Source organism: Desulfovibrio faecalis (assembly GCF_053570625.1).
Window position 1 is genome coordinate 1,276,742 of sequence record NZ_JBRBQR010000001.1, and the last position, 25,317, is coordinate 1,302,058.

The following is a 25,317-nucleotide window of genomic DNA, read 5'->3' on the forward strand; positions in this document are numbered from 1 at the left end:
TCAATGCAAATTTGGAGGACACCATGGGTTATAATGTTAATGTTGACGTTGACAAGTGCGTGGGCTGTGGCGAATGCGTGGACGTGTGCCCCGTTGAAGTTTACGAAATCAAGGACGGCAAGTCCGAAGCCGTGAACGCCGAAGAATGCCTTGGCTGCGAATCCTGTGTGGAAGTTTGCGAAGTCAGCGCTATCACCGTTGAAGAAAACTAGGAATTGCAGGGGTGCCCAAGTGGCATTCCCTTGCTGATTCTGCCGAGTTTTCATTGTGCCGCCCGGCGCGCACGCGCCAGGCGGCATTTTCATAAGGTACAGGCCGCTTTGCCGCCAGAGCATCCTGACTTTGAGAATGTGCATTCTTAAAGTTTCAAGACGCCCGCGAAGGCGCTTATCAGCGCATACAAACCGCGCTCACGCCTCTGTGGCGGACGTCTGCTCACGCAGCCGCCAGGGCTATTTCTGTATGAAATCGCCCGTTCTCCCTCATGTCTTCCGCACTACCGCAGGATAACCATGATCCCTGATCTGAGCTCTATTTTTACCCGCTATGAAACATTGCGGGCCGAAGTTGACGACCTTTTCGGCAGGGTGCGCGGGGCCTTTCCCCAGTGCGTAGTCTGCAAGGAAGGCTGTAGCGATTGTTGTCACGCGCTTTTTGATCTTTCCCTTGTTGAAGCCATGTACATCAACAAGGCATTTGAGGCCGCCTTTGGTTACGGGCCGCAGCGCTCCGCCATTATTGAGCGCGCTTCTGATCTGGACCGCCAGGCCACGCGCATCAAGCGCGAGCTGTACCGGGCGGAAAAAGACGGCGAAAGCCCCGAGGCCATCATGGAGCGCGCGGCCCAGATCAAGCTGCGCTGCCCCCTGCTGGACGATAATAACGAATGCCTGCTGTACCACGCCCGGCCCATTACCTGCCGCGTGTACGGCGTGCCTACGGCCATTGCCGGGCAGGGGCATGTGTGCGGCTTTTCCGCCTTTGAAAAGGGCAAGCCATACCCCACCATCCATATGGACAAGATCCAGAACAGGCTTGAAGACCTGAGCAGGGATGTGGCCACAACCGTGCAGAGCCGCTTTAAAGAACTGCATGATGTGTATGTGCCTTTGTCCATGGCTCTGCTAACCCGCTACGATGAGGCCTATCTGGGTATTGGCCCGGCCAAGAAAGAAGAGGCCTGATCGGGCGTGAAAGGAGTTTGAGATGTACGGCAGCATTCCCGCCACCGTCTTTCGCGATGGAACGCCGCAGCAGCTTTCGGATGAGCAGGAAGGTCTCAAGCGCGAAATTTATGAACGCATGAATCCGCGCCGCCGCAAATTTGTGGACCGCATCGGCTATGAAAACTGGGATCCTTTCCAGAAGCCCAACGAACCGCTTGATATGCGGACAGATGTGTCCAAGCGCACCACGCAGCAGCTGGTCAACGAATTTCTGAAAGACGCGGCCAAAAAAGGGCCGTATGGCAAGGCCTACAGCAAGGGCGCTACCGAATGCGCCCTTGGCGTGGTCAATAAGGACGAAAAGTACATGGGCATTTTTGACTTTTGCCGATGGTACTATGATCTTTTGAAAAAAGAGGGGCACATAGCATGAAAGCTCGCTACGATGACCTGGATGAATACATTGCCGATCTGAAGGCGGAAATCGCCCAGAACGAGCAGTGCGCCACCCATTACTACAATCTTGGTCTGGCCCTGCTGACCAAGCGCGACTTTGTGGCTGCTGAAGAAGCCCTGCTGAACGCGGTGCGCAATTCGCCGCATCTGGCGGAGGCCTACGTGCAGCTTGGCGGCATCTGTCTTGAACGCGGCGACCTTGACGGCTGCCTGCGCTACAACGAAGAAGCCGCCAACTGCCGCGCCAAATTCCCTGTGCCGTGGGGCAACATTGCCTTTGTGCACCTGCAGCGCGGCGAGCCCGACAAGGCCATCACGGCCCTGAACAAAGCCCTCAAGTGGGATCCCAATTTTGTGCAGGCCCGGAATGCGCTTTCCACCGCCTATTATATGAAGGGCGACTTTGCGGCTTGCGAAACAGCCTGCAAGGAGGTGATCAAGCAGCAGCCCGGTTTTGCCCCGGCCTGGAACAATCTGGCGCTGGCGCAGTTTGAAATGGAACAGTACGCCGATGCCGCAGAATCCGCCAAAAAGGCGCAGGCTCTGGGCTTTGAAGTGCCGGAAGGCTTCCTTGAAGAACTTAAGGCCAAGGGCGTCTAAGCCGCACCCCGTATGGTGAATGTCCGTCAGGGCCGCTGGAGAAATCCGGCGGCCCTGACTGTTTTTGGGGGCTGATGGGGGTAAGGTTTAAAATGGGTAATTCAAAACAAAAAAGCCCACCGGCATATACCGATAGGCTGTAAACGCACAAAAAAATAAGTATCAGGCAGTGTCGCCGTCCGTAAGCTCGCTGCACAGGGCCGCGCCATTGCTCACGCCAGCAAGCGCGATCTGAAAGGCCTCCACGTGTTCGGCGGGCAATCGCAGTTGCAATCTGGCCTCAGCCTGATAGTCTTCACTTTCAAGGCGGGCTTCGTAGGTTGGCAGCATGCGGCGCAGGGCATCAAGGTGTGCGTAGGCAACGGTAAGCTGCAAACTGGTTTCCGGCACACGCTGCCTCACGGGCAGGTCGGCCAGATTTTCGCGCACACTGTCCTGATAGGCCCGCACAAGGCCGCCTGTGCCAAGCTTGACGCCGCCAAACCAGCGGCTCACCACCACGCACAATTCGCCAATGCCGCTGTGCAGCACAATTTGCAGCATGGGCCTGCCAGCCGTGCCGTGGGGTTCTCCATCGTCAGACGAGCCGATCTGCGCCGTGTTTCCCGGCGCGCCAGCGGCATATGCCCAGCAGTTGTGCGTTGCATCGGCGTACTGGCGTCGTACCTGTTCCACAAAGGCCCGCGCTGTTGCCGCATCCGGCGTATGAGCGCACTGGGCAAGAAAGCGACTGCGGCGGATAACGATTTCTGTGCAGTGCGGGTGTTGCGGGGCAACATCAGGCACGGCATAGCGCGTCATTCGTCGTCACCGCATCTTCTACAGGCGGCGCGCTGGGCGTCGTTCAGAGGTGGACAGAATTCGCGGATGCAGTCTTTTGCATTGGGGTAGCGCAGGGTCAGCTCTTCCGGCTGGCCCAGGCGCAGGTCTTCCATGTCAAAGCCCGGTGAAACTGTGCAGCCTACAAGGGCAAACTCGCTGCCTGGCGCAGGCGTTGCGCCAAACCAGCAGCCGCCGGGAATGGTAAACTGCACGTGTTGCCCCGCCATAATATTCGGGCCAAGGATCACTTCGCGTGGTTGGCCGTGGGTATCAATGCAGGCCAGGCGCAAGGGGCCGCCAAGGTGGAAATGCCACAGTTCATCCTGCCTGATGCGGTGCAGACGCGAATATTGCCCCTGCTCAAGCAGAAAAAGAATAGCTGTAGATACGGGTCTTGGCCCTATAAAACCACAGGGCATTTCGTCCGCCGTAAGAATTTGCGGAGCTTCGTATGTGCGGTGATAGAACCCCCCTTCGGGGTGGGGCCGCATGCCGAAATGGGATATGATTTCTTGGGCGTTCATAGGTTCCTTTTAGCTTGTCACAGCGTTCTGCGCAACGGTATCAAGGGCTAAAGGCCGGGCCTGCAAAAATAATTTTTTGTAAAAAAATGCTTTACAAGGCAGTAAGAATTCTTTAATCAGGAATTGTTCCTGATAAAAACAACAACTTCATCGAGGAGAATACCCATGAGCACCACACAAGAAAATTTGATGGCGGCCTTTGCCGGAGAATCCCAGGCTAACCGCAAGTACCTTGCCTTTGCTGCCGCTGCCGACAAGGAAGGCATGCATCAGGTTGCAAAGCTGTTCCGCGCTGCTGCGGCTGCTGAAACAGTTCACGCTCATGCCCACCTCAAGAATGCTGGCAAGATCGGCGACACCATGGCCAACCTCAAGTCGGCCATTGAAGGTGAAACCTACGAATTCACCACCATGTACCCCGACATGATCAAGCAGGCTCAGGCCGAAGGCCAGGGCGCAGTTGCCAAGTATTTTGACTTTGCCAACCAGGTGGAAGAAATCCACGCCAAGCTTTACAAAAAAGCTCTGGAAAATCCCGCCGCCCTGCCCGCCACTGATTACTATGTGTGCAAGGTTTGCGGCTATACCCACGAAGGCCCCTGCGACGCGTGTCCTGTGTGCGGCGGCGGTGCGGCTGCTTTCTTCAAGGTCGAAGACTAGCTCTACATGTGCGGCGCATGGGGGCACATTGCGGATAAAATCCGCATGAACGGGCTTGAAACAGGCTGGCAATAGCCTCCCTGCCCGGAGGTCTGGCATGCCTTGATGCGCTCGATATGCGCCGGAGGAAACTGATTTGTTTAGGCAGCAGTTTCCCCGGCGCATATTGCATGAAGAGAGGGGCAGTGTTTCGGCGCTTGTGGAACTGTAAGCGCCAGTACCTTTGAGGGTGGCCTGCAAGGCGCAAAACGCGCCTTTTTGATTTGCAATTTAGCTTGAAAAGGGGCACTATCCGGCTGGTGCGCGGCCCCTCCATTGGCTGGCGTTGCAGCACCCCCTGCGTTGCGGCTTTTTGGGCTTGTGGCGCTGTGTTCGTTCATTACGTCCGCGTGGAGATCGTTGTTATGCGTCTTCTTGTCCGTCTTAGCCTTCTTGTGCTTCTGCTTGCCGTGGGCGGCATGGTCGCCCTGCCGGGCACTCCCCAGTGCGCCGAAAAAAAGGAAACGTCCAAGGAAGCCCCCAGTAAGTTTGATGCGCTCAAGCGCTTCAGTCAGGTTCTTGACCTGGTGGAGCGTTATTACGTGCGTGATGTGACGCAGGGCGACCTTATCAATGGCGCGGTCAAAGGCATGCTTCAGGGCCTTGACCCGCATTCCACCTTTATGAACGCCGAAGAATACAAAGAAATGCAGGAGACCACCTCCGGCGAATTCTTTGGTATTGGTATAGAAATTTCTATGGAAAACGGCCAGGTTACGGTGGTGACCCCCATTGAGGACACCCCCGCCTACCGGGCCGGGCTCAAGTCTGGCGATATTATACTGTCCATCAACGGGCAGCCCGCGCAGGAACTCTCGTTGCAGGAAGTTGTTTCCCGCATCCGTGGCCCCAAGGGCTCGGAGGTGGAGCTTGCCATCCTGCACAGCGACGCCAAGGCCCCGCAGACTGTCCGCCTTGTGCGCGATGCCATTCCGCTAATCAGCGTGAAGTCCAAGAAGCTCGAGGACGGATATTACTGGATTCGCCTCACGCGTTTTTCTGAGCGCACCACCGAAGAACTGCGCGATGCTCTTAAGGCGGCAGAAAAGGAAACCAAGAATTCCGGCGGCATCAAGGGCATTGTGCTTGACCTGCGCAATAACCCCGGCGGGCTGCTTGATCAGGCTGTGAGTGTTTCTGACACGTTCCTCGACAAGGGCGTCATCGTTTCCATCAAGGGACGGCGTGACAATACTGACCGTGTGTACGAAGCCAAAAAGCAGGGCGATGACATTCATGCGCCTATGGTGGTGCTGATCAACGCTGGTTCCGCCTCCGCTTCTGAAATTGTGGCTGGCGCCCTGCGCGACCAGAAGCGCGCCCTCACAGTGGGTGAGCGTTCATTCGGCAAAGGATCCGTGCAGAACATCATCCCGCTTTCTGACGGCTCCGGCCTCAAGCTTACGGTTGCCCTGTACTACACGCCCAACGGCAGCTCCATTCAGGCCGAAGGCGTTGTGCCTGATGTGGAAGTGCCGTTTGAAGCCCCCCGCACGGACGACAAGGATAACTCCCGCCTTATGGTGCGCGAGCAGGATCTGAACCGTCACATTGAAAACGGCAAGGACAAAAAATCTTCCAAGGCCAAGAACGGCAAGGAAGATGCCGCCGAGCAGCTCGCGCGCGACAACCAGTTGCGCATGGCCCTGCAAATGGTCAAGAGCCTCCCCAAAATGCGGGAAATCAGGAATTAACCCCGTAACCGCGTAAGGCGGGCGGGCAGGAATAAACAGGGTGTTGCCTTTGCGCGACACAAAGTTATCAGACAGCCTTCTGGTCGGGCCCTTGCGGTTCGCCGGAGGGCTGTCTGCATCTGCACAGCTTGCCGTGGGCGGTTTGCTGTGGCTTTTATGCAGTCTGGCTGTATCCTGCTGGGTATATTGGCAACTGGAAGCTCCGTCCAAGGAGCAGGAGGCTGCGTCGGGCGGGGTTTTGCCCTTTGCTGTTGCCCACAAATCCGCAGGCGCACGAGCCAGTGGGCAGGGTTTTGACAGGGCGCTGGCTCTGGAAAGCGTAGATGCGCTGTTTGCTCGTGCGCTCCCGCTGGCCTTGCCTCAGGCTCAGTGGCAGCAGCTCGCTTTGCAAGAAAATTTGCCTGCCGAAACATCGCAATTTCCCGCCGGGGAAAACATTCCTCCCAATATCACCGCTTCCGCTGAGCAGGCGGCATATGCCGCTACATATGCCAGCGCGGCGGATCTGCGGCAGTTCACCGTCAGCGGCCCATGCGCGCCACTGCGCCTAGGGCTGGCTCTGCTTCAGGGGCTGCGCGGTCAAAACCCCGTTCTGGAAAGGGCAGGAGTGCGCGCCGAGGTGCGCTGGACATCGCAAGGAACGCTTGAAGTCCTACTCAATCATCTGGTATACTATGTTGTTAGCTTCCCTGGTTGGGAGGGGCAGCTTTCAGATTTGGCACAACCTCTGCCGCCGGAGGCCCTGGCTGTTGTCATTGATGACATGGGCCAGAAGCTTGAATCCGCAGAAGCTCTTTCCTCGCTGTTATTTCCGGTGACTCTGGCCATCCGGCCCAAGTCGCCTCATGCGCAGGAAACCGCCGTGCTTGCGGCATCCCGGCGGCTTGATTGCCTGTTGCACCAGCCCATGGAGGCCCTGCCACGGGCCCTGCATGGCAGGCCGGATCCTGGCCCCGGAGCGCTGCTCACCAGTATGAGCGCGCAGGAGGTGCAGACGGTGCTTGAGGAAAATCTGCGGATTTTACCCTCGGTCATTGGCCTCAACAACCATATGGGCTCGGCATTTACTGGTGATATTTCGCTGTGCAGAACGCTGTGCGGCATGCTTGGCGGGCGAGGGCTCGCCGTGCTCGACAGTGTGACGCGCCCAGACCCCCAGCTGGCACTTGCAGCCAGAGAGGCGGGGCTGGTCGGCCTTGCACGTGATGTTTTTCTGGATACGCGCCGCGACACTGCGGCCATTCTGTCTGCGCTTGACGCGGCGGCAGCCCGCGCCCGCGCTCAAGGCATGGCTGTGGCCATTGGTCATCCTTATCCTGAAACCCTGCGCGCCTTGCGCGACTGGCAGGACAAGGATGGCGTGGCGGTGGTGCCCTTGCGGCGCATACTCTGGAAACTGGCCCAGGACGGAGCCGCCGTTGCGGCGCGTTCTTATTCTGCTAACAACAACATGGAAAAGGAGTAAGCATGCAATCCACTTTCGCCATTATCAAGCCTGACGCAGTTTCGCGCAATCTGACCGGGGAAATTCTGGCTGCCATGGAAGCTTCCGGCCTCAAAATAGTGGCTCTCAAGCGCTTGCGCCTTTCCAAGGCCCAGGCTGCGGGCTTTTATGCCGTCCACAGCGAGCGCCCTTTTTTTGATAGCCTGACGGACTACATGTCTTCCGGTCCGGTGGTTTGCGTTGTTTTGCGCGGCGAAGACGCGGTGCCCCGCTGGCGCGCCCTCATGGGGGCCACCAATCCGGCTCAGGCAGAGCCCGGCACCCTGCGTCACAAGTATGGCCAAAGCCTGGAAGCCAATGCTGTTCACGGCTCGGACGCCGCTGAAACCGCGGCTTTTGAAATAGGCTACTTCTTCAGCGGCCTGGAAATCACGGAGTAATATCATGGCGCTCAAAATCGGCTGTGTCGGATGCGGCAACATGGGCGGGGCCATCATGGCCGGGCTTGCCCGCAAGGGCGGCTACGAACTGTGCGGTTTCAACAGAACCGCTTCACGCATGCGCCCGCTTGAAGAGCTTGGCGTGCGTGTGATGGAAAGCCCCCAGGCCGTGGCGCAGGCCGCCGATGTGCTGGTGCTGGGCGTTAAACCCTATCAGGCGGCAGAGGTGCTTGCACAGATGCGCCCAGAGCTGACAGCCGGGAAAACCCTGGTTTCCGTAGCTGCTGGCGTGAGCCTCCAGCGCCTCGCCGAGGCAGTTGAAGGGCGTTGCCCAGTGGTGCGCTGCATGCCCAATACCCCGGCCCTTGTGGGTATGGGCGTGTTCGCCCTCTGCTTTGACGATCCTGACCTGCCCGAAACCAGCAAGGCCGACATTCAGGCTTTGTTCAGCGCGTTGGGCGTGTGCGTGGAACTGCCGGAAAGCAAGTTCACGGCGTTCACAGCCCTTATCGGGGCCGGGCCTGCCTATGTGTTTGCCATGATGCAGGGGCTGGTGCAGGCCGGTGTTACCCTTGGTTTTCAGCACAAGGAATCGCGCGAGATGGTCACGGCCCTTTTTGGCGGATGCGCCAAAATGGTCGAGCAGAGCTCCTCGCCCATCATGCAGTTGCGTGACGAGGTCTGCTCCCCCGGCGGGGTGACCATCGCGGGCGTGAACGTGCTTGACCGCGCAGGCCTTGCAGGCCTGCTGGTGGAATCTGTGCTGGCCGCCAACGCGCGCGGCAAGGAAATGGAAAACTGAGGCCAGCCGCCAGCTGCTGTTGGCCCGATACGAACTGTTCCGCCTTGTAGGGCATGAAAATAAAAACCGGCTGTTGCACAACAACAGTCGGTTTTTCTGTCTGCGGAGATGGTTGATGAAGCTGGGCGGCGTAGGCCGCCCGGTCATGCCCTAATGATCCAGGCGGATGTCCAGAGTGTGGCCATCTTTTGAAAGCGTGAACTTGGGCTGAATTTTGCCCGTCAGGTCAATGACAATGCGCGTTTTGTCATCGCCCTTGCCAATGCGCACGTTGGTCACCGCAGGGTTCTTGGGTACGCCGGGCGCTTTAACTTGCCACTTGCCGTCCAGATCAATAACCAGACGCTCAGGGCCGCTGAGCTGCATGTTTTTGTAGGCAATGGGCGCAGCACCCACGAGGCGCACTGTTGCACCCTTATCACGCGCAAGAACCACAAATTTGGTGATGTTTTTGTGCTGCGGCGCGGCCTTGGCGGCTTTTTCCTTGGCGGGTTCTGCGGCTGGCGCTGTCTTTTCTGTAACAGGGGTCGCAGGCTTGGGCTGCACCACGGGCTTGGCAACGGCTGGCTGGGGTTCGGCAGCGGCTATATTGCTTGCCGGGGCGCTTTTTTCCTCCGGTTTCAGGCTGGGGATGGGCGCACGGGCCGGGGCTTCGCCGCTGGCGTTGAGATCAGGAATGCCGCTCTGCGTCTGCGGGGGCAGATGCAGGGAAGGAGACGTGGCGGACTGGTTGCCAGCATCAGCGGGCGGAGCCGCATCCGGGGAAGTGACAGGCGCGATAATGCCTGCAGGATTTGCTGGTTCAGGCTTGCGCATGCGTTCATTGAGCATGATAAGCGCCATGCCCAGAACGCACACTGCTACAAGAAGACCGAGAATTACTTTGTTCATGCCAAAAGGCTCCTGCCAATGACTTGGGTTGGAACAGCGGCTCAGCGCTGGGGCGTGGGCTTGCCAGCACTGCGCGTGCGTTTGAGTTCGCGGATGTGTTCCAACAACTTGAAGTAGAGAGGCTCTCCGCTGGACATGCTCAAAGCCGTGCCGATGTGGGTGGCGGCTTCGTCATACAGGCCAAGCGAACAGAGAATGCGCGCCAGGTTGAAGTGGGCGTGATCGTCCTCGGGGGCCAGTTCCACTGCCTTGCGTGAAAAAAGCAGGGCGAGGTCGGGCTGGGAATTCTGGCGCAGACGTACGCCAAAATCACGGAACATATGCTTGTGGGCGGGTATGATGCCGTCCTTGGTCTGCGCCAGTTGCTCAAGGGCAAGCAGTGCTGCCTTGCGCTCGCGCGGGCGCTTGAGGCGCAGCAATGTCTGGCGAAAAGTCTCCCGCAGCTTTGACTCCACGACCTTGGCCTTACGGGCGGCTTCAAGGTCGTAGGCCCTCTTGGGCGCGGCAGCGGCAGCGCCAGTAGCAGGGGCAGCTGTAGCGTCAGCGGCAGGCGCTGGGCCTTCGTCATAGTGAACAGCTGTAACGCCGGTGGCGGTGCGGGAAGGAAAGGGAATAAGCCCCATGTCGGGCTGCTCGGGGGCCACTTCCACAGATTCGGGCAGTTTGGCCTTTGAAAGCGTCTGGAGCGGCGTGCTTCCTGCTTTGGCCTTGGGGGCGCCCGCCTTGCGGGCAGGTTGTGCTGCCGCAGCATCCGGTTGTAGGGGGGCTGGCGCGGGCGGGGCGGATTCAAAATGGCTGAGGTCCGGCGTGATCACCGGCATTGCCAAAATATTGTGCTCTGCCTTGAATGACTGGGAAAAGATTTTTGCGTTTATGCGTTCCACTTCTGCCACAGGCTGGAACGCGGCGTTGAGTTCCTGCACCGCAAAGGCTCCGTCTGGAAGCTCCCAGACGAAGTAGTGCGTTTTGCTGCGGCTCTCTGTCCAGTCGGCAGAGAATGAGAAGACGCCAGAAAATTTTGAGCGACGCATGTGCAAAATGTACATTATTTGCGTCGAATAGCAAGATTCGCTTCTGGCCTTTACGGGGCCGGGTCTTTGGGCTAGCATGACCCCATGCACGAAATGTCCATAGCACAAAGCCTGTTGCAGATGGCTGAGGATGAAATAGCCCGTCAGGGCTGCACTCGTCTGGAAGTTGTGAACGTCACGTACGGTTCACTCTCTGGTGTTGTGCCCGAGTCGCTGCAATTCTGTTTTGAGGTCATGGTGCAGGGTACCCCGCACGAAGGCGCGCGCCTGGAGCTTACAGAGCTTCCGCTAAGGCTGCGCTGCTCCGCCTGCGGTAAAGTTTTTGGCGGGGAGGGGCAGGATGCTCTCTGGCTGCCGTGTCCCGATTGCGGCGAGCAGTTCGGGCATGTGGTTGAGCAGGGCAGAGAACTCTATCTTAACCGTCTGGAAGCCAGCTAACCCCTTTGCCCTCTGACTTTCCAGGGGGCTGGTTTGCTCCTTTCACTGCCGTCTTTGCCTTTGTCATATCTTTCTGGCTCATGACCACGCCGTACCGACGGCAAGCAAGGAGAATTGAATGCAAATTCCTGTGGTTCGCAATGTATTGGAAGCCAACGAAAAAATGGCCGATAACGTGCGTCGGCTGCTTACCGAAAAGGGAATATTGTCGCTGAATCTCATCAGCTCGCCGGGCGCGGGCAAAACCACCCTTCTGGAACGCACCCTGAGCGATCTGGCCGGAGAATTCCGCATGGCGGTGGTGGAAGGCGACCTACAGACAGATAACGATGCTCGCCGCGTTGCCGCCACTGGCGCGCAGGCCGTGCAGATCAATACAGACGGCGGCTGCCACCTCGACAGCAACATGATCCTGACCTCGCTGGAAAGCCTTGACCTCACCGGCGTGGACATCCTTTTTATCGAAAATGTGGGCAACCTGGTGTGCCCTGTGGAATTTGACTGCGGCGAAGACGCCAAGGTCGCCCTGCTGAGCGTTGCCGAAGGTGACGACAAGCCGGAAAAGTACCCCCTGCTGTTCAACCTTGCCAAGGCCATGGTGCTCAACAAGGTTGATCTGCTGCCCTACGTGGATTTTGACCTTGCGCGCGCCCGCAATTTTGCCACGAAGCTCAATAAGGATCTGGATATCTTTGAAGTTTCCTGCAGAAAAGGCGATGGCCTTGAAGGCTGGTACAATTGGCTGCGGAGCATGCGCGCCGCCAAGAAGGAAGGCAGGCTTTAAACAGCCCCGCCTGATTGAAAATTCAAAAAGGCATCCCCGGCTTTTGGCTGAGGATGCCTTTTTTGTTTTCAGACCGTCTGGTTGACAGGCTCCGGAATATTCTAACGACAATTTATCTTGATTCTTCGCTTTCCTGATAGGCGGCAACATCCACCACAAGATTTTTTGAAGCCGGACGCAGGGTGATGGTGAACAGCTGCACGTCGCTGCTCGGGGCATCGGCATCCGCAAGTTTGGGCAGCATTTCTGTGGGGGCGAGCATGATGGTGGCTTCGCCCTTGCTGGCAGACATGAAATACTCAAGCACCTGCCGCAGCATGTCCTTCTGTTTGTTCAGATCCATGGACGGCATTTGGGTAAAGTTGATATCCAGCCCCGGCAATTCGGCCTGCCACGGGCTGTATTTTTGCTCGTAAAGGGCGTTCAGCAGTTTGTCCAGGGTTTCCTGGTCCAGCTTGCGGCGCAGTTCCATGTGGTCAAGCACAAGGGGAGTCTTGCTTGAAGGCTTTTCCCCGCGCTGGGCGGGCTCAAGCCGCGCGGCCCAGACCATACCCGCAAAGCCAAGGCTGGCAAGCACTGCATCGTTGTCGTCACGTTGCGGCGTGGCGCTCAGCAGAGTGCAAACGTCCTTCATGGGCATGCCGGGTCGAAAACGGTCAAGCGCGCATACCGGGCCAGCATCCGGCCCCGGCAGCAGGCTTTGCGCTTCGCCGGTCAGGCGTTGCTGTTCGCCCTTGGAAATAGCGAGTTCCAGCACGGGTTTTTCGCCCATGCGCAGGGTCACGCTTTGCGCCTTGGCCAGCGGCACATCCTTGAAAATCCACAGGGCAAGGCCCGTGTCCACGCGCAGGTTGGCGACCGCGCCGGGGTTTTCAATGTCGTCCCGCCCGGCGGGGGGCATGTCGAACCGCACAAAATGCATACTGCGGCCAGTCTGAAAGCCCATGCTCAGAATATCTTCGCCTGTGGCGTTGATAATGGTGAGGATTTGCGGTTCAGGGCCGGGTTTTGCTATATGGGCGGCAGAGGCCGCGCCAGCAATGATCGCTCCGGCCAGCACAAGACAGATGGCCGCGTATATGCGAAGAAACCATACATCCTTGGTCATGGCGTACTCCATGTTTGCAACTTGTGTCGGCATGATAGCAGAGCGCAGGGCAGGCCCGCAAGCGGCTACGGAAGCTCTGGTTGTAAAAGACTATATAGGTCAGTGTTTGCAGTGATCTGTCGTGCAGATTACTGGCGTACTTTACGCCAGCGCCATGCATTGATATGGTTGCCCGCGCCGACGTTCTTTCTGTCCCTCCCTGCGCACGATTACCGCAGCAAACCCCAACATCCGGAGATTCCATGCCTCCTGCAACCCGTCAGCCTTCATCCGATCAGGCAAATGATAAAAAATGCCTGTGCCTGCGCCCTTCATCCTTGCTGGCGGCGGGCTTTCTGGTGGTGGCGGCAGTGGTGCTGGCATACCTTGGCGGGGTTATGAGCGGCAGGGCCTACTGGAAGGCGCATCCGCAACCCATTGCGGTCAGGTCGGGCACGTCTGCGGCAAGCGCCCCTTCATCCGCAACCACGCCGGATGATGACCCGCATGCCGTGGGCGGCGACCAAGCCTCCAGCGCAGATGAGGGAGCAAGCGAGCCCAAGCAAAAAGTGCTGACCGCCGAGGAACTGCGTTTTGCCAGAGTACTGCGCAACGATGCCGCCACGGGCGATGCCCCGCTTAAACCCTTGCCGTCCATGACGCCAGTGCAGCCCAAACCTGCCGTCGTGGCTCAGGCCGGGGTTGCGCCAGCACAGCAAGGTGGTGCGCAAGGTGGCGCGGCTGGGCAGCAGGCGGCTCAGGGCGGCATTGCAAGGCCGCAGTCCTCTGGAATGTATGATTATGTATTTCAGGTGGGAGCATTCAAGGATGCGGACGCTGTGGACTCTTTGCGTCAGCGTCTGGAGGGCCGGGGAATGCGTACCAAGATGGAGCGCTCTGGCAAGCTCTATGTGGTGCTGGTGCTGCTGCGCGGCGATGAGGCCAGGGCCGCAGAGGTGCTGCGCTCCACAGAAGGCATGGGGCTGGGCAAGCCCATACAGCGCAGCCGCAAGCCAGTGCTGCAACAGTAATTTCTTGTCTTTTCCTCCGGCCTGCCCCTTGCCGTTTATTGGGCAGCGGGCAAAAACCGGGGTTCAATGCTGCCGCGCGCGGCATGCCGCAGGGGCAGCATTGTGGGGTTTGATCCCCCGCGCAGCGCGGCCAGCAGATCTTCTGCCCGGTCAACGTCACCACTGCACAACACGGCCATGTAGACGCCCGCCTGCTGATCCGCTCCCACGATACAGGCCGTGTCCACTCCCACCGCGTCTTTTCCTCTGAAAACATACTGGGCATCAGCCCTGCGCAGAGGCTCCCGCACCCCGGCGGCGGCGCGCAGCAATCCAGCCACGTCAGCCGCATCCGGCGGCCCTGCGGTTTTGCCCACCATGATGCGCACATGGACAGCCTCTTCCGGCCCGGTGAGCGCAAGCACCCAGGCTCCCGCCAGAGTTGACGGAGCCTCGGCCTGCCAGCCCTGGGGCGCTTCCAGTGAAAACCAGCCGTAGTTTTCGGCCCTTGCGGTCTGCGCTGCTGCCATCAGGGCCAGCCAGATGGCAACAGTCCAGACCGCCCAGATTGCGGGGCGCACTGTGAAATGAAAGGTCATATGATCCTTTTACGTGGGCGTTTAGTCGTTCAATTCCACCTTGGGGGGCTGCCAGGTTCCCTTGCCCAGCGGCAGCACGGAGAGCCCTTCGGTTTCAGGCCAGTACAGGCGCATCACAAGAAAGATCGGGCCGTCCGGCGCGGGCAGCCAGTTGCTTTCGTGCGATTTGCCGGGGGAGTCGCGCTGGATCAGGATGGTAAGCGAGCCATCGGGATTTTTTTTCATGTCCGGCAGCATGGGCGAATTGATCAGGTAGCGGTCAATGGGATTTTTTATGAGCAGCTGGGTATTGCCGTCGTACATGGTCACAGACCAGAAAGCCTTGGCCGGAGGGTATTGCCCTGCGGGAATGGTCATGCGGTACTTGTGCTTGCTGCCATCCAGCGGGCTGCCGTCTGCCAGAGTTTTGGTCATGGGGTACACGGCTTCTTCGGCATCATTGCCGTAAATGCCCGCCTTGGCCCCGGCTGCCCGCATCAGCCAATCCCCGTTAAAGAACTCCCTGTTGCCAAAGGGAGAACTCATCTTCCAGCCGTTCACGCGAAGCCCAGGCCTTGTGACGGAGGCATCGACCATGCCAGCGCCTTTTTGCAGACCGCGCAGCACGGCTGCCTGCGTATCCTTGGGGAGGGCATCAAATACAAAGGGTTTGCCTGCGACCACGCCAATACTGGCAAGCTGGGCGCGGATGGAGACTTCTTCCGGCCCCGCTGGCGCAAATTGCAGTGCAAAGGCCAGATAATCAAAAAATTCCGGCTTTACAAAATCCTGCCCGATGTTGGGGAAGGGCGGCATGGGAAGCGCCGGAGGCGGCGTCTGCCCCAAAAAGGCCGAGAGGGGTTTTACGGCGTAACCTGTCTGGAATTTCAGCACGTTTTCAATATCTGCGGGGTTGAACAGCTGGGTGCGGAACAGGGCCATGGCAAACTGCGCATTGGAGCGGAACACGCGCATGCCCGCAGGCGCTGTGCCTTTCCATTCCGGCCCCACCACAAGATAGCTGCCTCCGTCGTTGCCCGTTGTCCTGCTGCCGATGTAGCCAAAGTTGAAAGTATTGGCGTCCACAAGCTGCACGCTGAAATACCGCCCGTCCGTATCCTTCGGCACGGTAATGAGCACCGGTTCGGCCCTGAGGTCAAGGCAGGCAAAGGAGTAGGGCGTGTCGCTGTTGGGCGTGATGACCACGGTGTCCTTGTAGGTGAACACCCGCGCCCCGTTGCGCAGGGCGTTGAAGGGCGCTTTGTACTGCGGGGACTTTGTGTCAACGGAGTATTCATAGGTAACGGCGTAGTGCATCACTATGGGCAGGCCATAAACAAAACCTTGCGCGGCAATGTTTTCTACCGTAGCGGGATCGGGAAATTCCTTCGGCTGTTGCGCGGCGTGGATGACGGGGGCGCAAAGGATCGAGGTGAGTATAAGCGCCGCCGTCACCCTCGTAACTTTGGCGATGCCGAAAACAGGCGAAAAGATTGTCATGATGCCCTCGGTATAGTTAAAGGCCTGAGCGCTGTATTGCAGTTCCGCTCTTTTTGCTTGCACCACAAACCAGCCGAAATCAACTGTTCTATTATATGTGCTGCGCAGCATGGACAAGGCCCGCTCCACTGGCTATTCTGGCAGACAGCGGGGCGCACGGCCCCGGCATAAAACTGTCTGGCGCGGCAAACGCTTGCGGCGATTGCGCGCAGGGAGGAATATGGCTGTCCCCCGTAAGGTTTTTGGCCTTGGCGCGGCTTTGGCTGTGCTGCTGGCTGTTTTTTTGTTGTGGCAGTGGCTGCGGCACGATGGTGACCAGCTTGTGCTGTACGGCAATGTGGACATACGGCAGGTTGACCTGAGCTTTCGCGTTAACGGGCGCATTGCAAGTGTGCTTGTTGACGAGGGCGATGCCGTTGCCCCAGGCCAGGCGCTGGCCCGCATTGACGATGATCTGCTGACCCAGCAGCGCGATCAGGCAGCCGCAGAACTTGAACGGCAGCAGGCCTCCCTGTTGCGACTTGAGCGCGGTTACCGAGTGGAAGAAATCGCTCAGGCCCGCGCGGCGGTGAGCGGCTCTGCCGCTCTGGCGGAAAACGCGCAGATCAACCTGAACCGCGTTGCGGCCATGCGCGTTTCCAACGCTATTTCGCAAAAAGATCTGGACAACGCCCGCGCTCAGTACAGCGAGGCCAGCGCCAAGCTGCGTTCCAATCAGGATCAGCTCGACATGCTGCTCTCCGGCTACCGGGAAGAGGAAGTGCTGGCGCAAAAAGCGGCAGTGGCCGCTGCCGCCGCAGCCCTCAATCATGCGGAAATCCAGCTGCGCGATGCCGTGCTTGCCGCGCCGCAAAAAGGCATTGTGCTCACCCGCGCCCGCGAGGCAGGGGCCATAGTGCAGGCCGGGCAGACCGTGTATACCCTCACCCTTACCGACCCCCTGTGGCTGCGGGCTTATGTGGACGAACCCAATCTGGGGCGCGTCAAGCCCGGCATGCCTGTGAAGATTCTGGTGGACGCCGCGCCGGGCAAGAGCTTTTCCGGCACGGTGGGCTTTATTTCGCCCACGGCGGAATTTACCCCCAAGACCGTTGAAACGCGCGAGGTGCGCACTGCACTGGTCTACCGATTGCGCGTGCAGGCGCAGGATCCGGAAAACGTCATGCGGCAGGGCATGCCCGTGACCATAATTTTGCAGGATACACCCGCGCCATGAGCGACAGCGCCGCCGATCAGGCCGTCTGTCTGGAAGGGCTGGTCATGCGCTTCGGCAAGGGGCGCGAGGCCGTCACCGCTCTGGACGGCGTGAACGCGATCATCCCCGCCGGGTGCATCACCGGGCTGGTGGGGCCTGACGCGGCGGGCAAAACCACGCTCATGCGTATCATGGCGGGCCTTATGCCGCCAAGCGAGGGGCGCGCAAACCTCTTTGGGCAAAGTCCGGCAGAACTCATGCGCAGCCAGCCCAACAGCATCGGCTACATGCCGCAGCGTTTTGGCCTGTACGAGGATATTTCCGTGATGGCCAACATGCGCCTGCATGCCAGCCTGCGCGGGCTTGAAGGGGCGGAACGCGACCGCGTGTTTGAAAAGCTGCTGGGATTCACCAGTCTTGCCCCTTTTACCGAGCGTCTTGCAGGCAGGCTGTCTGGCGGCATGAAGCAGAAGCTGGGCATTGCTTGCGCTTTGCTGGGGTCGCCTCGTCTGCTGCTGCTTGACGAGCCCGGCGTGGGCGTTGACCCGCAGTCGCGCCGCGAACTCTGGCGCATGGTGCAGAATTTGAGTCAGGACGGTATGACGGTTGTGTGGTCCACCGCCTATCTGGATGAAGCCGAGCGTTGCCCCGGCGTGATCATGCTGGACAGTGGCCGTGTATTGTTTGCCGGGCCGCCGGAGGAACTCACCGCGCGGGCCGAAGGGCGGGTTTTTCTGCTGCGTGCCGATGCCGGTACGCATAAAAAGGAACTGGCCCTCTGGACCATGCGACCCGGCATTGAGGACGCCCTCATCCAGGGCAGCCGCATCCGGCTTGTACTGGCGGCAAATGCCCCTGACGATCTGCGGCGCGAGGTGCTGGCCCGTGGCGGCGAGGCCGTGTCCCCACGGCTGGAAGACGCCTACATGAGCGCCGTGGGCGGCATCAACCAGAGTCCTTCGCCCTACGGCAAGCTGCACGTGGCCCACAGCGGAGGCGGTCACTCTGGCCCTCAGGGCAGCAACGGTGGCAGCAGTGTTCTGGCGCATGAGGGCGCGGCAGGATCGCCTCCTGCGGCTGCCACTTCGCCAGACGTAGTTTTGTCCGCTGCTCCCGCTGATTCTGGCCCGACCTTTTCCATCTCGGCCCGCGACCTTACCAAACGGTTTGGCGCATTTGTGGCGGCGCGCGATATTTCTTTTGATGTGCGGCCCGGCGAGATTTTTGGCCTGCTCGGGCCCAATGGGGCGGGCAAGTCCACCACCTTCCGCATGCTCTGCGGGCTTTCGCGCCCCACATCCGGCAGTTGCGCCGTGGATGGGGTAGACCTGCTGAGCGCGGGCAGCGAGGCCCGCTCGCGTCTGGGCTACATGGCGCAGAAGTTTTCGCTGTACCCGGATATTCCCGTGCGTGAAAATATCACTATTTTTGCCGAGCTGTATGGTCTTTCCAGGGAGCGGCGCAACGCCCTTTTGCCCGAACTGGCAGAGGCGCTGGAATTGCAGCCCTATCTGCGCAGTCGTACAGGGGCATTGCCGCTGGGGCAAAAGCAAAGGCTGGCCTTGCTGTGCGCCACCCTGCACGAACCGCCCGTGCTGTTTCTTGACGAGCCGACCTCGGGCGTGGACGCGCGCACCCGTAGGGATTTCTGGAAGCACATTTCCGCCATGACCACAGCCGGGGCCGCCGTGCTTGTGACGACCCACTTCATGGAAGAAGCCGAGTACTGCGACCGCATCGCGCTGATCTATCGCGGAGCCATGATCAGCATGGGAACGCCGGATGAACTCAAGGCATCCTGCACCGAGGTGGAAGACCCCACGCTGGAAGAAGCCTTTATCGCCAGCATTGAAAAATACGACAGGGAGCATCCGCAGTAGCCGCCTTGCGCGATTTTTTTGCAAACCGCTGCTGCCGGGAGATACAACCAAGAATCAGGCCCTATGCTACGCAACATCTGGTTACGACAGTTATTTGCCCTTGTGGGCAAGGAATTTCAGCAGATCGTGCGCGATCCCTCGTCCTATCTGGTGGCCGGGGTTTTGCCGTTCATTTTTCTGCTGCTCTTTGGCTACGGCATCACGCTGGATGCGGGCGTGCTGCGGCTGGGCGTGCTGAATCAGAGCGGCGGGCGGCATTCGCTGAGCCTGGCGGCGGATTTTGCCCATTCCCCGTGGTTTGCCACGCGGCCAGTGGGCACCATGGCCGATGCAGGGCGCATGATGCGCGATTCTGTGGTGCAGGGCATTCTGGTGATCCAGCAGGATTTTGACGAACAGCTTGAGCGGGGCAGCGCCGGGGCCGTACAGGTGCTTGTGGACGGGTCAGAACCCAATACCGCCCAGTATATCCAGAATTACAGCCAGGGGCTGATTATGTCCTGGCAGCGCACCGCCTTACCGGATGGCGTTGCAGCAGCGCTGCCCATCAATATTCAGCCGCGCTTCTGGTACAACCCTGCGGCCAAGAGCGTGCAGTTTCTTGTGCCTGGGGCCATCACTGTAATTATGACCCTGATCGGCACACTGCTGACCTCGCTGGTTTTTGCCCGCGAGTGGGAGCGCGGCACCATGGAGGCCATGTTCGCCACGCCTGTGAGCCGCATGCAACTGCTGCTGGGCAAGCTGATTCCATATTTCTGCATGGGCATGTTCAGCATGGCCCTGTGCGCGGTGGCGGCGGTGACGCTCTTTGCCGTGCCCTTTCGCGGTTCCCTGTGGGTGCTTGTGTTATTGTCGTCCGTATTCATGCTGAGCGCGCTGGGTCAGGGGCTGCTGATTTCCGTAACCCTGCGCGGGCAACTGGTGGCGGCTGAGGCGGGGCTTTTCTCCGGCTTTTTGCCCGCACTGCTGCTCTCTGGTTTTGTGTTTGACATCAACAGCATGCCGCCCGTGCTTCAGGCCCTGACGCGGCTTTTGCCCGCCAGCTACTTCAATACCTGTTTGCGTACCATCTTTCTGACCGGGGACGTGTGGGGCGTGTTTGGCCCCAGCCTTCTGTTCATGGGGCTGCTGGCCTCGGTCTTGCTGGGGCTGGTGTACCGCAATCTTGTCAAAAGGCTGGACGCGTGATGGCAAGAATAACGCTGCCCCGTCTGAACCTGCGGCGCATGGCGACCATTGTGCGCAAGGAACTGCTGGTGCTGCTGTGCAACAAGGTTTCGCGCATGCTTATTATCGTGCCGCCGCTCATGCAGATTGTGGTGTTTGGCTGGGCGGCCACCATGGAAGTGCGCAATGTGGACGTGGCCGTGCTCAATCAGGACAGCGGCAACTGGAGCCGCGAGATCGTGCGCAGGCTACAGGGGTCGCACACCTTTCGCAGCGTGACATTTCTGGATGGCGAGGCGGATGTTCGCCCGACCATCGAGCGGCAAAAGGCCCTGTTTGTCATGGTGTTTGATGATGAATTTTCCCGCAGGGTCGATGCGGGTGCGCCAGCGCAGATGCAGGTGATACTCGATGGCAGGCGCTCCAACGCGGCGCAGATTGCCTCCTACTATCTTGAAACCATTGTGCGCGGTATAGGGGAATCCACGCCACGGGGGCAAATGGCGCTCGGCGCTGCAACTGGCGCGGCAGGCGGCGCGCCCAAGCTGGATGTGCGCGTTCGCTGCTGGTTCAACCCCAATCTGGAATTTCAGTGGTTCTTTTTACCCAACCTTATAGGCATGCTGGGCTTTATGCTGGGGCTGGTGGTGACGGGCCTTTCCGTAGCGCGGGAGCGCGAGGTGGGCACCTTTGACCAGTTGCTGGTTTCCCCGGCCACACCTACGGAGATCGCCCTTGCCAAGCTGGTGCCGGGTTGTGTGGTGGGGCTGGTGCACGGCACCATTTTTCTGCTCATCTCCGTATTCGGTTTCGGGGTGCCGTTTAGCGGTTCGCTGGTGTTGCTCTACGTGGCCATGCTGGTTTTTGCCATGGCTTCGGGCGGGGTGGGGCTGATGGTATCGTCGTTATCCGCCACGCAGCAGCAGGCCTTTCTGGGGGCCTTTACCGTAGGGGTGCCGTGCATTCTTATTTCCGGCGCGGTCACGCCCGTCATCAACATGCCGCCATTTTTGCAATACGCCAGCCAGCTGAACCCCATGCGGCATTTTACCACCATTGTTCAGGGAGTGTTTCTGAAAGATATTACCGTGGCTGCGGCAGCGGTGAGCCTAGGCAAGATTGCCTGCATCAGCGCGGTGGCTGTGAGCGTTGCCGTGTGGATGTTCAAGCGCAAGGCCTGAGCAGGTGGTCTAAGTGCCCCTCATAAAGCGTGCATAAATCAGGCTGGCCGTGTGCTGCTAACCTCTGGCGTGAAGCTGGTGCAGAATCAGGATGAGGTCAGGCTTCCGGCGGTTTCTTGGCGGAAGATGATTGTGGAGATCGCGCAGGCAGCGGGGCTGGCTTTTTTGTGGGAGCAGCGGTGGTGCGCGGCGTGCGGTGGGCCCTGCCCACGATAAGGGCAATAACAACAATGGAATAGAGGTAGCCGGTAAAACCCACAAGCACAGTGGCGTTTTTGGCAATCCAGGTTTTTGGCGTGATATCGCCGTAGCCGATGGTGAGGATGGTCACGTAGCTGAAGTAGAACAGGTCGTTGGCCGCCTGGTCGCCCGCGCCCAGCCCATTGAAAGAACCCGGCTGATGGAACTCGATGGACAGAAACAGAAAATAGCCGCAATAGCCAATGAGCAACAGGCCGCACACCGCAGCGTAAACGATTTTGGTCGTAAACATCTGCGCGTGGGATATCTGCCGGAATACCTCAAACATGATGCTGCCGAAAAAACACAGATAGAGCAGCAGCAATTCCTCTTTCATGGTCTTGATAAAAAACAGATCCATGGCCCGGCCCACAATGAGCAGCGCGCCAAAAAACAGGGCGAGCCGCAGAATGCGCGGTTTGAATTCAAAAAGCACAAGAGCCGCGAGCAACTGTATGGGCAGATAGATTGCCTGCGCTATGCCCCGGTATATGTTGTCCGGAAATACGATGTTCAGGATGAACACGCACCACAGCGAAAGCATGAGCAGCTCAAAACGGTTTTCGTACAGCCGGGCGCGCAGTGCTCGTAGTTTCAGCATACTATCCTCATCTCTCGCATACTACAGGTATGAATCTTCCCCGGCAAGAGGGGCGTGCGCCCCTATCGCGCAGATATCCGCCGCCCAGACATTCGCAGCATGGCGTGTGGACAGCCGGGAAGGAGAGCCGTACACTCCGGCATCCTTGGAATGTAACGGAGATTGCCATGCCCCAGAAATTTATCCGGCTTGTTATGCGGGGCTTGCCCCTGTTTGTGCTGACGGTTCTGCTTGCAGCGCAGGCGCAGGCCGCGCCCCTGACAACAAAATATTACAGCCTTGATCTGCCTGCGGACTGGGTGGTGGTGAATGGCCCTGCCAAGGTGCAGGAAGCCGTGCAGGTGGTGATGGGGCAGAAGGATCACAAAAGTTCTGCGCTCATTATTGTGGGGCCTGCCAATGCTGGCGAGGCCGAGCAGGCCGCCACGGGCAATGCCAAACGCTTGCAGGGCTCAACGCCTGTTCTTCGCAGCAATGGTCAGTGGGAATTTACCTTTGAGCAAAAGGGGGTGAAGGGCTACGGCGTTGTGCGCGAGGATGCGCAGTCCAAACTATTGCTCATGCTTGTGGTCAGCGGCGATGCGCGCATGGCAAATTTTGTGTACAGCATGCGCGGCCCGTATCGGGCCTTGATGCCGCAACCGCCGCAGATGGCGAAGTAAATTCAGTAGCCGCAGTTGTCGAAGTAGTCGTAACTGAAATTCTCTGATTTTTATCCACTCGCAGTTTGGGCCGTCAATTGGCGGCCTTTTTTGCTTTGTTTAGCTGATGGGGGGCATGCCATTGCCGTGGCCTTTTTTAACCTGTCTACTTGACGTGGAGCAGACCTGTAACCGAATTTAATAGTCTGGCCGTGACAGAAACTCAATTTTGGGGTGCCAAATCAGGAAGCTGATAGCAAATGCAGAGAAGGGCAGTAGTATAAAACTGTATATCTGGTGAAAGATGTTTTTTTATTAACGACTTGAATTCTTCGTCTTTTTCATCTTCAGATAAATCTGGATCTTCGCTTATTTCGTCTATTTCTTTATTAATCGTGACCCAAACACCGTAGCGCGCCCTGCTAAGTCTAGGGCAATTTAGGTTAAGATTGGTAATGGTACCTTTTGCTAATTCTGCTGGTATTGTCGCTTTAGCGCACGCATCTTCATCTACAGAAAAAGAAAGCAACTCGTTTGTAGTATCTGCCTGTGCGCGAAAAAGAGAATACTCGGGCAATGTATAGGGATTTAAGCATGGCTCTTTATCCCCTTTTTTTGCACCGCACGATATGTTCGTTTTTTTATCGGGGTCATTACTAAAAGCCCCATCGTCTTTGCAGTATGAAACAGTTCCTCCATTGCAACACATTGCAAAATTTGAAAATGTAAAGGTAAAGTCATTTTCGGGGGTGGAATTTTTTTTAGGCTGAATATGTTCAATCTGCCTGTTAATGCGGCTTACCTTTATTTCACAGTATGCACACAACCCATGCTGGCAGGCCGCAAGGGCATCTACCGTTTCGTCGTATGTAGAACGATGCTCATTTCGGAAGACTCCCCAACGCTTGCTTTCTGATCGTCCCTTCTTCACTGGTTCAGCTTCTCTGAGGGCTTTGAGGCAGTCATGCCACGATGCTGGCGGGGCAGGGCGGGAAAGTTTATGCATGGTTTTTCCCCATCCGTTCTCTGCGGCGCTCTTCCCGCAGTATCATTCTGTCTGCCACAGCAAGTATTGGATCGCCTGGCATAAGGCTTTCCAGCTTTTCCCTTAATACAAGAGCATCGCTTGAAGTGCCGTTGCCAGCATCGATCAACCCCAAGTATTCTCCCAGTGCCTCGGTTGCTTTATTGGGGGGGCGGAGCGATACGCCAAAAATGTCTTGAAGAACTGGGGATGTTTCCGCGCCATAGGTGGAAATTTCAACATCCTTAACCATGCCGTCTTGAAGGATTACCACATTTTCCGGTTTTACTGACGTGACTATCTGCGGGCTGTGGGTGCTGACAATGAATTGTATGTTGGGAAAAATTTCCATCAAAGAAGGCAACACCGTTTGCTGCCAGGCTGGGTGTAAATGAAGCTCGACTTCATCAATTAGGACGATGCCGGGTGCTTCAAGTGGGGGAGTTGGATGGCCTTCTCCGATAACAGCCATGCGACGAGCAAGATCCATAACTAAGGCCAGCATGACTTTGTAGCCATCACTCAGATGGGTGACCTTGACCTCACGACCGCTCTCGTTATGCGTAATGAAAAACTCAGGGGGAGTGCCATCCATGTGAGGAAATACATAGTTATTCCCCGGCAGTGCTTTCTCAATGGCAGTTCGAACTGCAGTGAGTACTGGGTCTCTATGGTCCTCTTGCGGATTTCTGCTGCGCCTGCGTGCTTCTTCTGCGTCTTTTGCATCGAACCAGCGCACAGAAGCGTTGTAGTCGATATTAGGTGTATAAAGATCCAGAAGATCACTAAATTGATGGCGCTGCTCGGAGTCGCTATCTAGCGTATTGATTATGTTTCTTTTTGAATTGTAATATATAAATGTATTGCGTGCTTTGTAATCTCTATCATCAAGTTCCCTGAATTCATTTGAAATTCTTATATATTTGTCAATATCCTTTGTGCAGAGTAAGTTTTTTTCTTTTATAAATTTATCAAATTTAAAAACAATATCTCTTGTGCGATGTGGCGAAAATAATTTTGTAAATACCGTAATACTATCTGATATAGAACTGTTGTGTATGTCATGCCTTGAAAAAGAATAATCCTCATCTACCATCGATCCAGATCCTGATATATAGGAAAATAGTACTGCAATTACATCCAGTATTGATGTTTTTCCAGAACCATTTTTTCCGACAAGAACAGTTAATTTTTTGTCAAAATCAATTGTTATATTTTCAAAGCACCGAAAATTTTTAATCTCTAAAGATGTTAGTTTCATATGCTCACCATCGGTATTTAATTAATTGTCTCTTTACAAAAAACAGTACCTGACTTGTTCCTATCTTACAATATTTTCCGCTTATGCGGGGCGGAGGGCTCAACCGCCGCAAAGAGGGGGAATGGCGGCCCCTGAAAAAAAGCCAAAAAAAGGGGTTC

Annotated in this window: 27 protein-coding genes; 17 read left to right on the forward strand and 10 right to left on the reverse strand. The window is 57.6% G+C overall.

The genetic code is table 11. The features are described from left to right. The first annotated feature begins 23 nt into the window (after positions 1 to 23). The 4 genes from ACUZ79_RS05620 to ACUZ79_RS05635 all read left to right on the forward strand — a co-directional run bounded on the left by ACUZ79_RS05620 (position 24) and on the right by ACUZ79_RS05635 (position 2,222). On the forward strand, positions 24 to 212 hold the full coding sequence (locus ACUZ79_RS05620) for a ferredoxin (protein WP_022658065.1): 189 nt from the start codon (positions 24 to 26) through the stop codon (positions 210 to 212). Between the two features lie 300 nt (positions 213 to 512). After that, entirely contained in the window at positions 513 to 1,184 is a 672-nt protein-coding gene (locus ACUZ79_RS05625; RefSeq protein ID WP_240823992.1) for a YkgJ family cysteine cluster protein, read from the forward strand. A 22-nt stretch (positions 1,185 to 1,206) separates the two neighbouring features. Continuing rightward, positions 1,207 to 1,599: a hypothetical protein gene (locus tag ACUZ79_RS05630; protein ID WP_192112517.1), complete on the forward strand. Its 393-nt coding sequence runs from the start codon at positions 1,207 to 1,209 to the stop codon at positions 1,597 to 1,599. After that, entirely contained in the window at positions 1,596 to 2,222 is a 627-nt protein-coding gene (locus ACUZ79_RS05635) for a tetratricopeptide repeat protein (RefSeq protein WP_192112518.1), read from the forward strand. The genes ACUZ79_RS05630 and ACUZ79_RS05635 overlap by 4 nt, the downstream gene beginning before the upstream one ends. A gap of 162 nt (positions 2,223 to 2,384) precedes the next feature. Here ACUZ79_RS05635 and ACUZ79_RS05640 read toward each other — a convergent pair whose 3' ends face one another. Continuing rightward, entirely contained in the window at positions 2,385 to 3,023 is a 639-nt protein-coding gene (locus tag ACUZ79_RS05640; protein ID WP_240823993.1) for a YigZ family protein, read from the reverse strand. Further along, on the reverse strand, positions 3,020 to 3,568 hold the full coding sequence (locus ACUZ79_RS05645) for a cupin domain-containing protein (protein WP_227118648.1): 549 nt from the start codon (positions 3,566 to 3,568) through the stop codon (positions 3,020 to 3,022). The genes ACUZ79_RS05640 and ACUZ79_RS05645 overlap by 4 nt, the downstream gene beginning before the upstream one ends. A 165-nt stretch (positions 3,569 to 3,733) precedes the next feature. On the opposite strand from ACUZ79_RS05645, the gene ACUZ79_RS05650 reads away from it, so the two are divergent. From ACUZ79_RS05650 to proC, 5 genes are all read left to right on the forward strand, one after another. Beyond that, positions 3,734 to 4,228, forward strand: a complete 495-nt coding sequence (locus ACUZ79_RS05650) for a rubrerythrin family protein (RefSeq protein WP_449250950.1) — start codon at positions 3,734 to 3,736, stop codon at positions 4,226 to 4,228. Positions 4,229 to 4,632: 404 nt separating this feature from the next. After that, entirely contained in the window at positions 4,633 to 5,961 is a 1,329-nt protein-coding gene (locus tag ACUZ79_RS05655) for a S41 family peptidase (RefSeq protein ID WP_298996321.1), read from the forward strand. 49 nt (positions 5,962 to 6,010) lie between these two features. Further along, entirely contained in the window at positions 6,011 to 7,426 is a 1,416-nt protein-coding gene (locus ACUZ79_RS05660) for a divergent polysaccharide deacetylase family protein (protein WP_449250951.1), read from the forward strand. Positions 7,427 to 7,428: 2 nt separating this feature from the next. Continuing rightward, complete coding sequence (ndk, locus tag ACUZ79_RS05665; RefSeq protein WP_192112524.1) at positions 7,429 to 7,845, forward strand: nucleoside-diphosphate kinase; 417 nt, start codon at positions 7,429 to 7,431, stop codon at positions 7,843 to 7,845. 4 nt (positions 7,846 to 7,849) lie between these two features. Beyond that, complete coding sequence (gene proC, locus ACUZ79_RS05670; protein ID WP_449250952.1) at positions 7,850 to 8,647, forward strand: pyrroline-5-carboxylate reductase; 798 nt, start codon at positions 7,850 to 7,852, stop codon at positions 8,645 to 8,647. Between the two features lie 150 nt (positions 8,648 to 8,797). Here proC and ACUZ79_RS05675 read toward each other — a convergent pair whose 3' ends face one another. Together ACUZ79_RS05675 and ACUZ79_RS05680 are read right to left on the reverse strand one after the other, a co-directional pair. Continuing rightward, positions 8,798 to 9,538: an AMIN domain-containing protein gene (locus tag ACUZ79_RS05675; RefSeq protein ID WP_240823998.1), complete on the reverse strand. Its 741-nt coding sequence runs from the start codon at positions 9,536 to 9,538 to the stop codon at positions 8,798 to 8,800. A gap of 41 nt (positions 9,539 to 9,579) precedes the next feature. Then, positions 9,580 to 10,569 (reverse strand): tetratricopeptide repeat protein, encoded by a 990-nt coding sequence (locus ACUZ79_RS05680; RefSeq protein WP_449250953.1) that lies wholly within the window; start codon positions 10,567 to 10,569, stop codon positions 9,580 to 9,582. Between the two features lie 84 nt (positions 10,570 to 10,653). Here ACUZ79_RS05680 and ACUZ79_RS05685 point away from each other — a divergent pair, with 84 nt between their 5' ends. Then, positions 10,654 to 11,007 (forward strand): hydrogenase maturation nickel metallochaperone HypA/HybF, encoded by a 354-nt coding sequence (locus ACUZ79_RS05685; protein WP_022658078.1) that lies wholly within the window; start codon positions 10,654 to 10,656, stop codon positions 11,005 to 11,007. 118 nt (positions 11,008 to 11,125) lie between these two features. After that, on the forward strand, positions 11,126 to 11,791 hold the full coding sequence (gene hypB / locus ACUZ79_RS05690) for a hydrogenase nickel incorporation protein HypB (protein WP_192113905.1): 666 nt from the start codon (positions 11,126 to 11,128) through the stop codon (positions 11,789 to 11,791). Between the two features lie 112 nt (positions 11,792 to 11,903). Here the strand turns inward: hypB and ACUZ79_RS05695 are convergent, their stop codons facing one another. Next, positions 11,904 to 12,899, reverse strand: coding sequence for a peptidoglycan glycosyltransferase (locus ACUZ79_RS05695; protein WP_449250954.1), 996 nt, complete (start codon positions 12,897 to 12,899; stop codon positions 11,904 to 11,906). 242 nt (positions 12,900 to 13,141) lie between these two features. Here ACUZ79_RS05695 and ACUZ79_RS05700 point away from each other — a divergent pair, with 242 nt between their 5' ends. Next, the gene (locus tag ACUZ79_RS05700; protein WP_449250955.1) at positions 13,142 to 13,909 is read left to right on the forward strand and encodes an SPOR domain-containing protein; all 768 of its coding nucleotides are present in this window, start codon (positions 13,142 to 13,144) and stop codon (positions 13,907 to 13,909) included. Between the two features lie 35 nt (positions 13,910 to 13,944). Here the strand turns inward: ACUZ79_RS05700 and ACUZ79_RS05705 are convergent, their stop codons facing one another. Beyond that, positions 13,945 to 14,487 (reverse strand): hypothetical protein, encoded by a 543-nt coding sequence (locus ACUZ79_RS05705; RefSeq protein WP_449250956.1) that lies wholly within the window; start codon positions 14,485 to 14,487, stop codon positions 13,945 to 13,947. A 21-nt stretch (positions 14,488 to 14,508) separates the two neighbouring features. Next, the gene (locus ACUZ79_RS05710) at positions 14,509 to 16,077 is read right to left on the reverse strand and encodes a DUF1254 domain-containing protein (RefSeq protein ID WP_449250957.1); all 1,569 of its coding nucleotides are present in this window, start codon (positions 16,075 to 16,077) and stop codon (positions 14,509 to 14,511) included. Positions 16,078 to 16,186: 109 nt separating this feature from the next. Between ACUZ79_RS05710 and ACUZ79_RS05715 the strand changes: the two genes are divergently transcribed. From ACUZ79_RS05715 to ACUZ79_RS05730, 4 genes are all read left to right on the forward strand, one after another. After that, positions 16,187 to 17,182: an efflux RND transporter periplasmic adaptor subunit gene (locus tag ACUZ79_RS05715; protein WP_449250958.1), complete on the forward strand. Its 996-nt coding sequence runs from the start codon at positions 16,187 to 16,189 to the stop codon at positions 17,180 to 17,182. Beyond that, on the forward strand, positions 17,179 to 19,041 hold the full coding sequence (locus ACUZ79_RS05720; RefSeq protein WP_449250959.1) for an ATP-binding cassette domain-containing protein: 1,863 nt from the start codon (positions 17,179 to 17,181) through the stop codon (positions 19,039 to 19,041). The genes ACUZ79_RS05715 and ACUZ79_RS05720 overlap by 4 nt, the downstream gene beginning before the upstream one ends. Before the next feature lie 63 nt (positions 19,042 to 19,104). Then, positions 19,105 to 20,232 (forward strand): ABC transporter permease, encoded by a 1,128-nt coding sequence (locus ACUZ79_RS05725; protein WP_240824013.1) that lies wholly within the window; start codon positions 19,105 to 19,107, stop codon positions 20,230 to 20,232. Further along, positions 20,232 to 21,392: an ABC transporter permease gene (locus ACUZ79_RS05730; RefSeq protein ID WP_449250960.1), complete on the forward strand. Its 1,161-nt coding sequence runs from the start codon at positions 20,232 to 20,234 to the stop codon at positions 21,390 to 21,392. The genes ACUZ79_RS05725 and ACUZ79_RS05730 overlap by 1 nt, the downstream gene beginning before the upstream one ends. A 97-nt stretch (positions 21,393 to 21,489) precedes the next feature. Here ACUZ79_RS05730 and ACUZ79_RS05735 read toward each other — a convergent pair whose 3' ends face one another. Then, positions 21,490 to 22,233 (reverse strand): potassium channel family protein, encoded by a 744-nt coding sequence (locus ACUZ79_RS05735; protein WP_449250961.1) that lies wholly within the window; start codon positions 22,231 to 22,233, stop codon positions 21,490 to 21,492. 167 nt (positions 22,234 to 22,400) lie between these two features. On the opposite strand from ACUZ79_RS05735, the gene ACUZ79_RS05740 reads away from it, so the two are divergent. After that, positions 22,401 to 22,895: a hypothetical protein gene (locus ACUZ79_RS05740; protein WP_449250962.1), complete on the forward strand. Its 495-nt coding sequence runs from the start codon at positions 22,401 to 22,403 to the stop codon at positions 22,893 to 22,895. A gap of 202 nt (positions 22,896 to 23,097) precedes the next feature. Here the strand turns inward: ACUZ79_RS05740 and ACUZ79_RS05745 are convergent, their stop codons facing one another. Beyond that, a complete protein-coding gene (locus ACUZ79_RS05745) occupies positions 23,098 to 23,880 on the reverse strand; it encodes a retron system putative HNH endonuclease (RefSeq protein WP_449250963.1) in 783 nt (260 codons plus the stop codon). Beyond that, positions 23,873 to 25,159: an AAA family ATPase gene (locus ACUZ79_RS05750; RefSeq protein WP_449250964.1), complete on the reverse strand. Its 1,287-nt coding sequence runs from the start codon at positions 25,157 to 25,159 to the stop codon at positions 23,873 to 23,875. Before ACUZ79_RS05750 ends, ACUZ79_RS05745 begins: the two co-directional genes overlap by 8 nt. Positions 25,160 to 25,317: the final 158 nt, after the last annotated feature.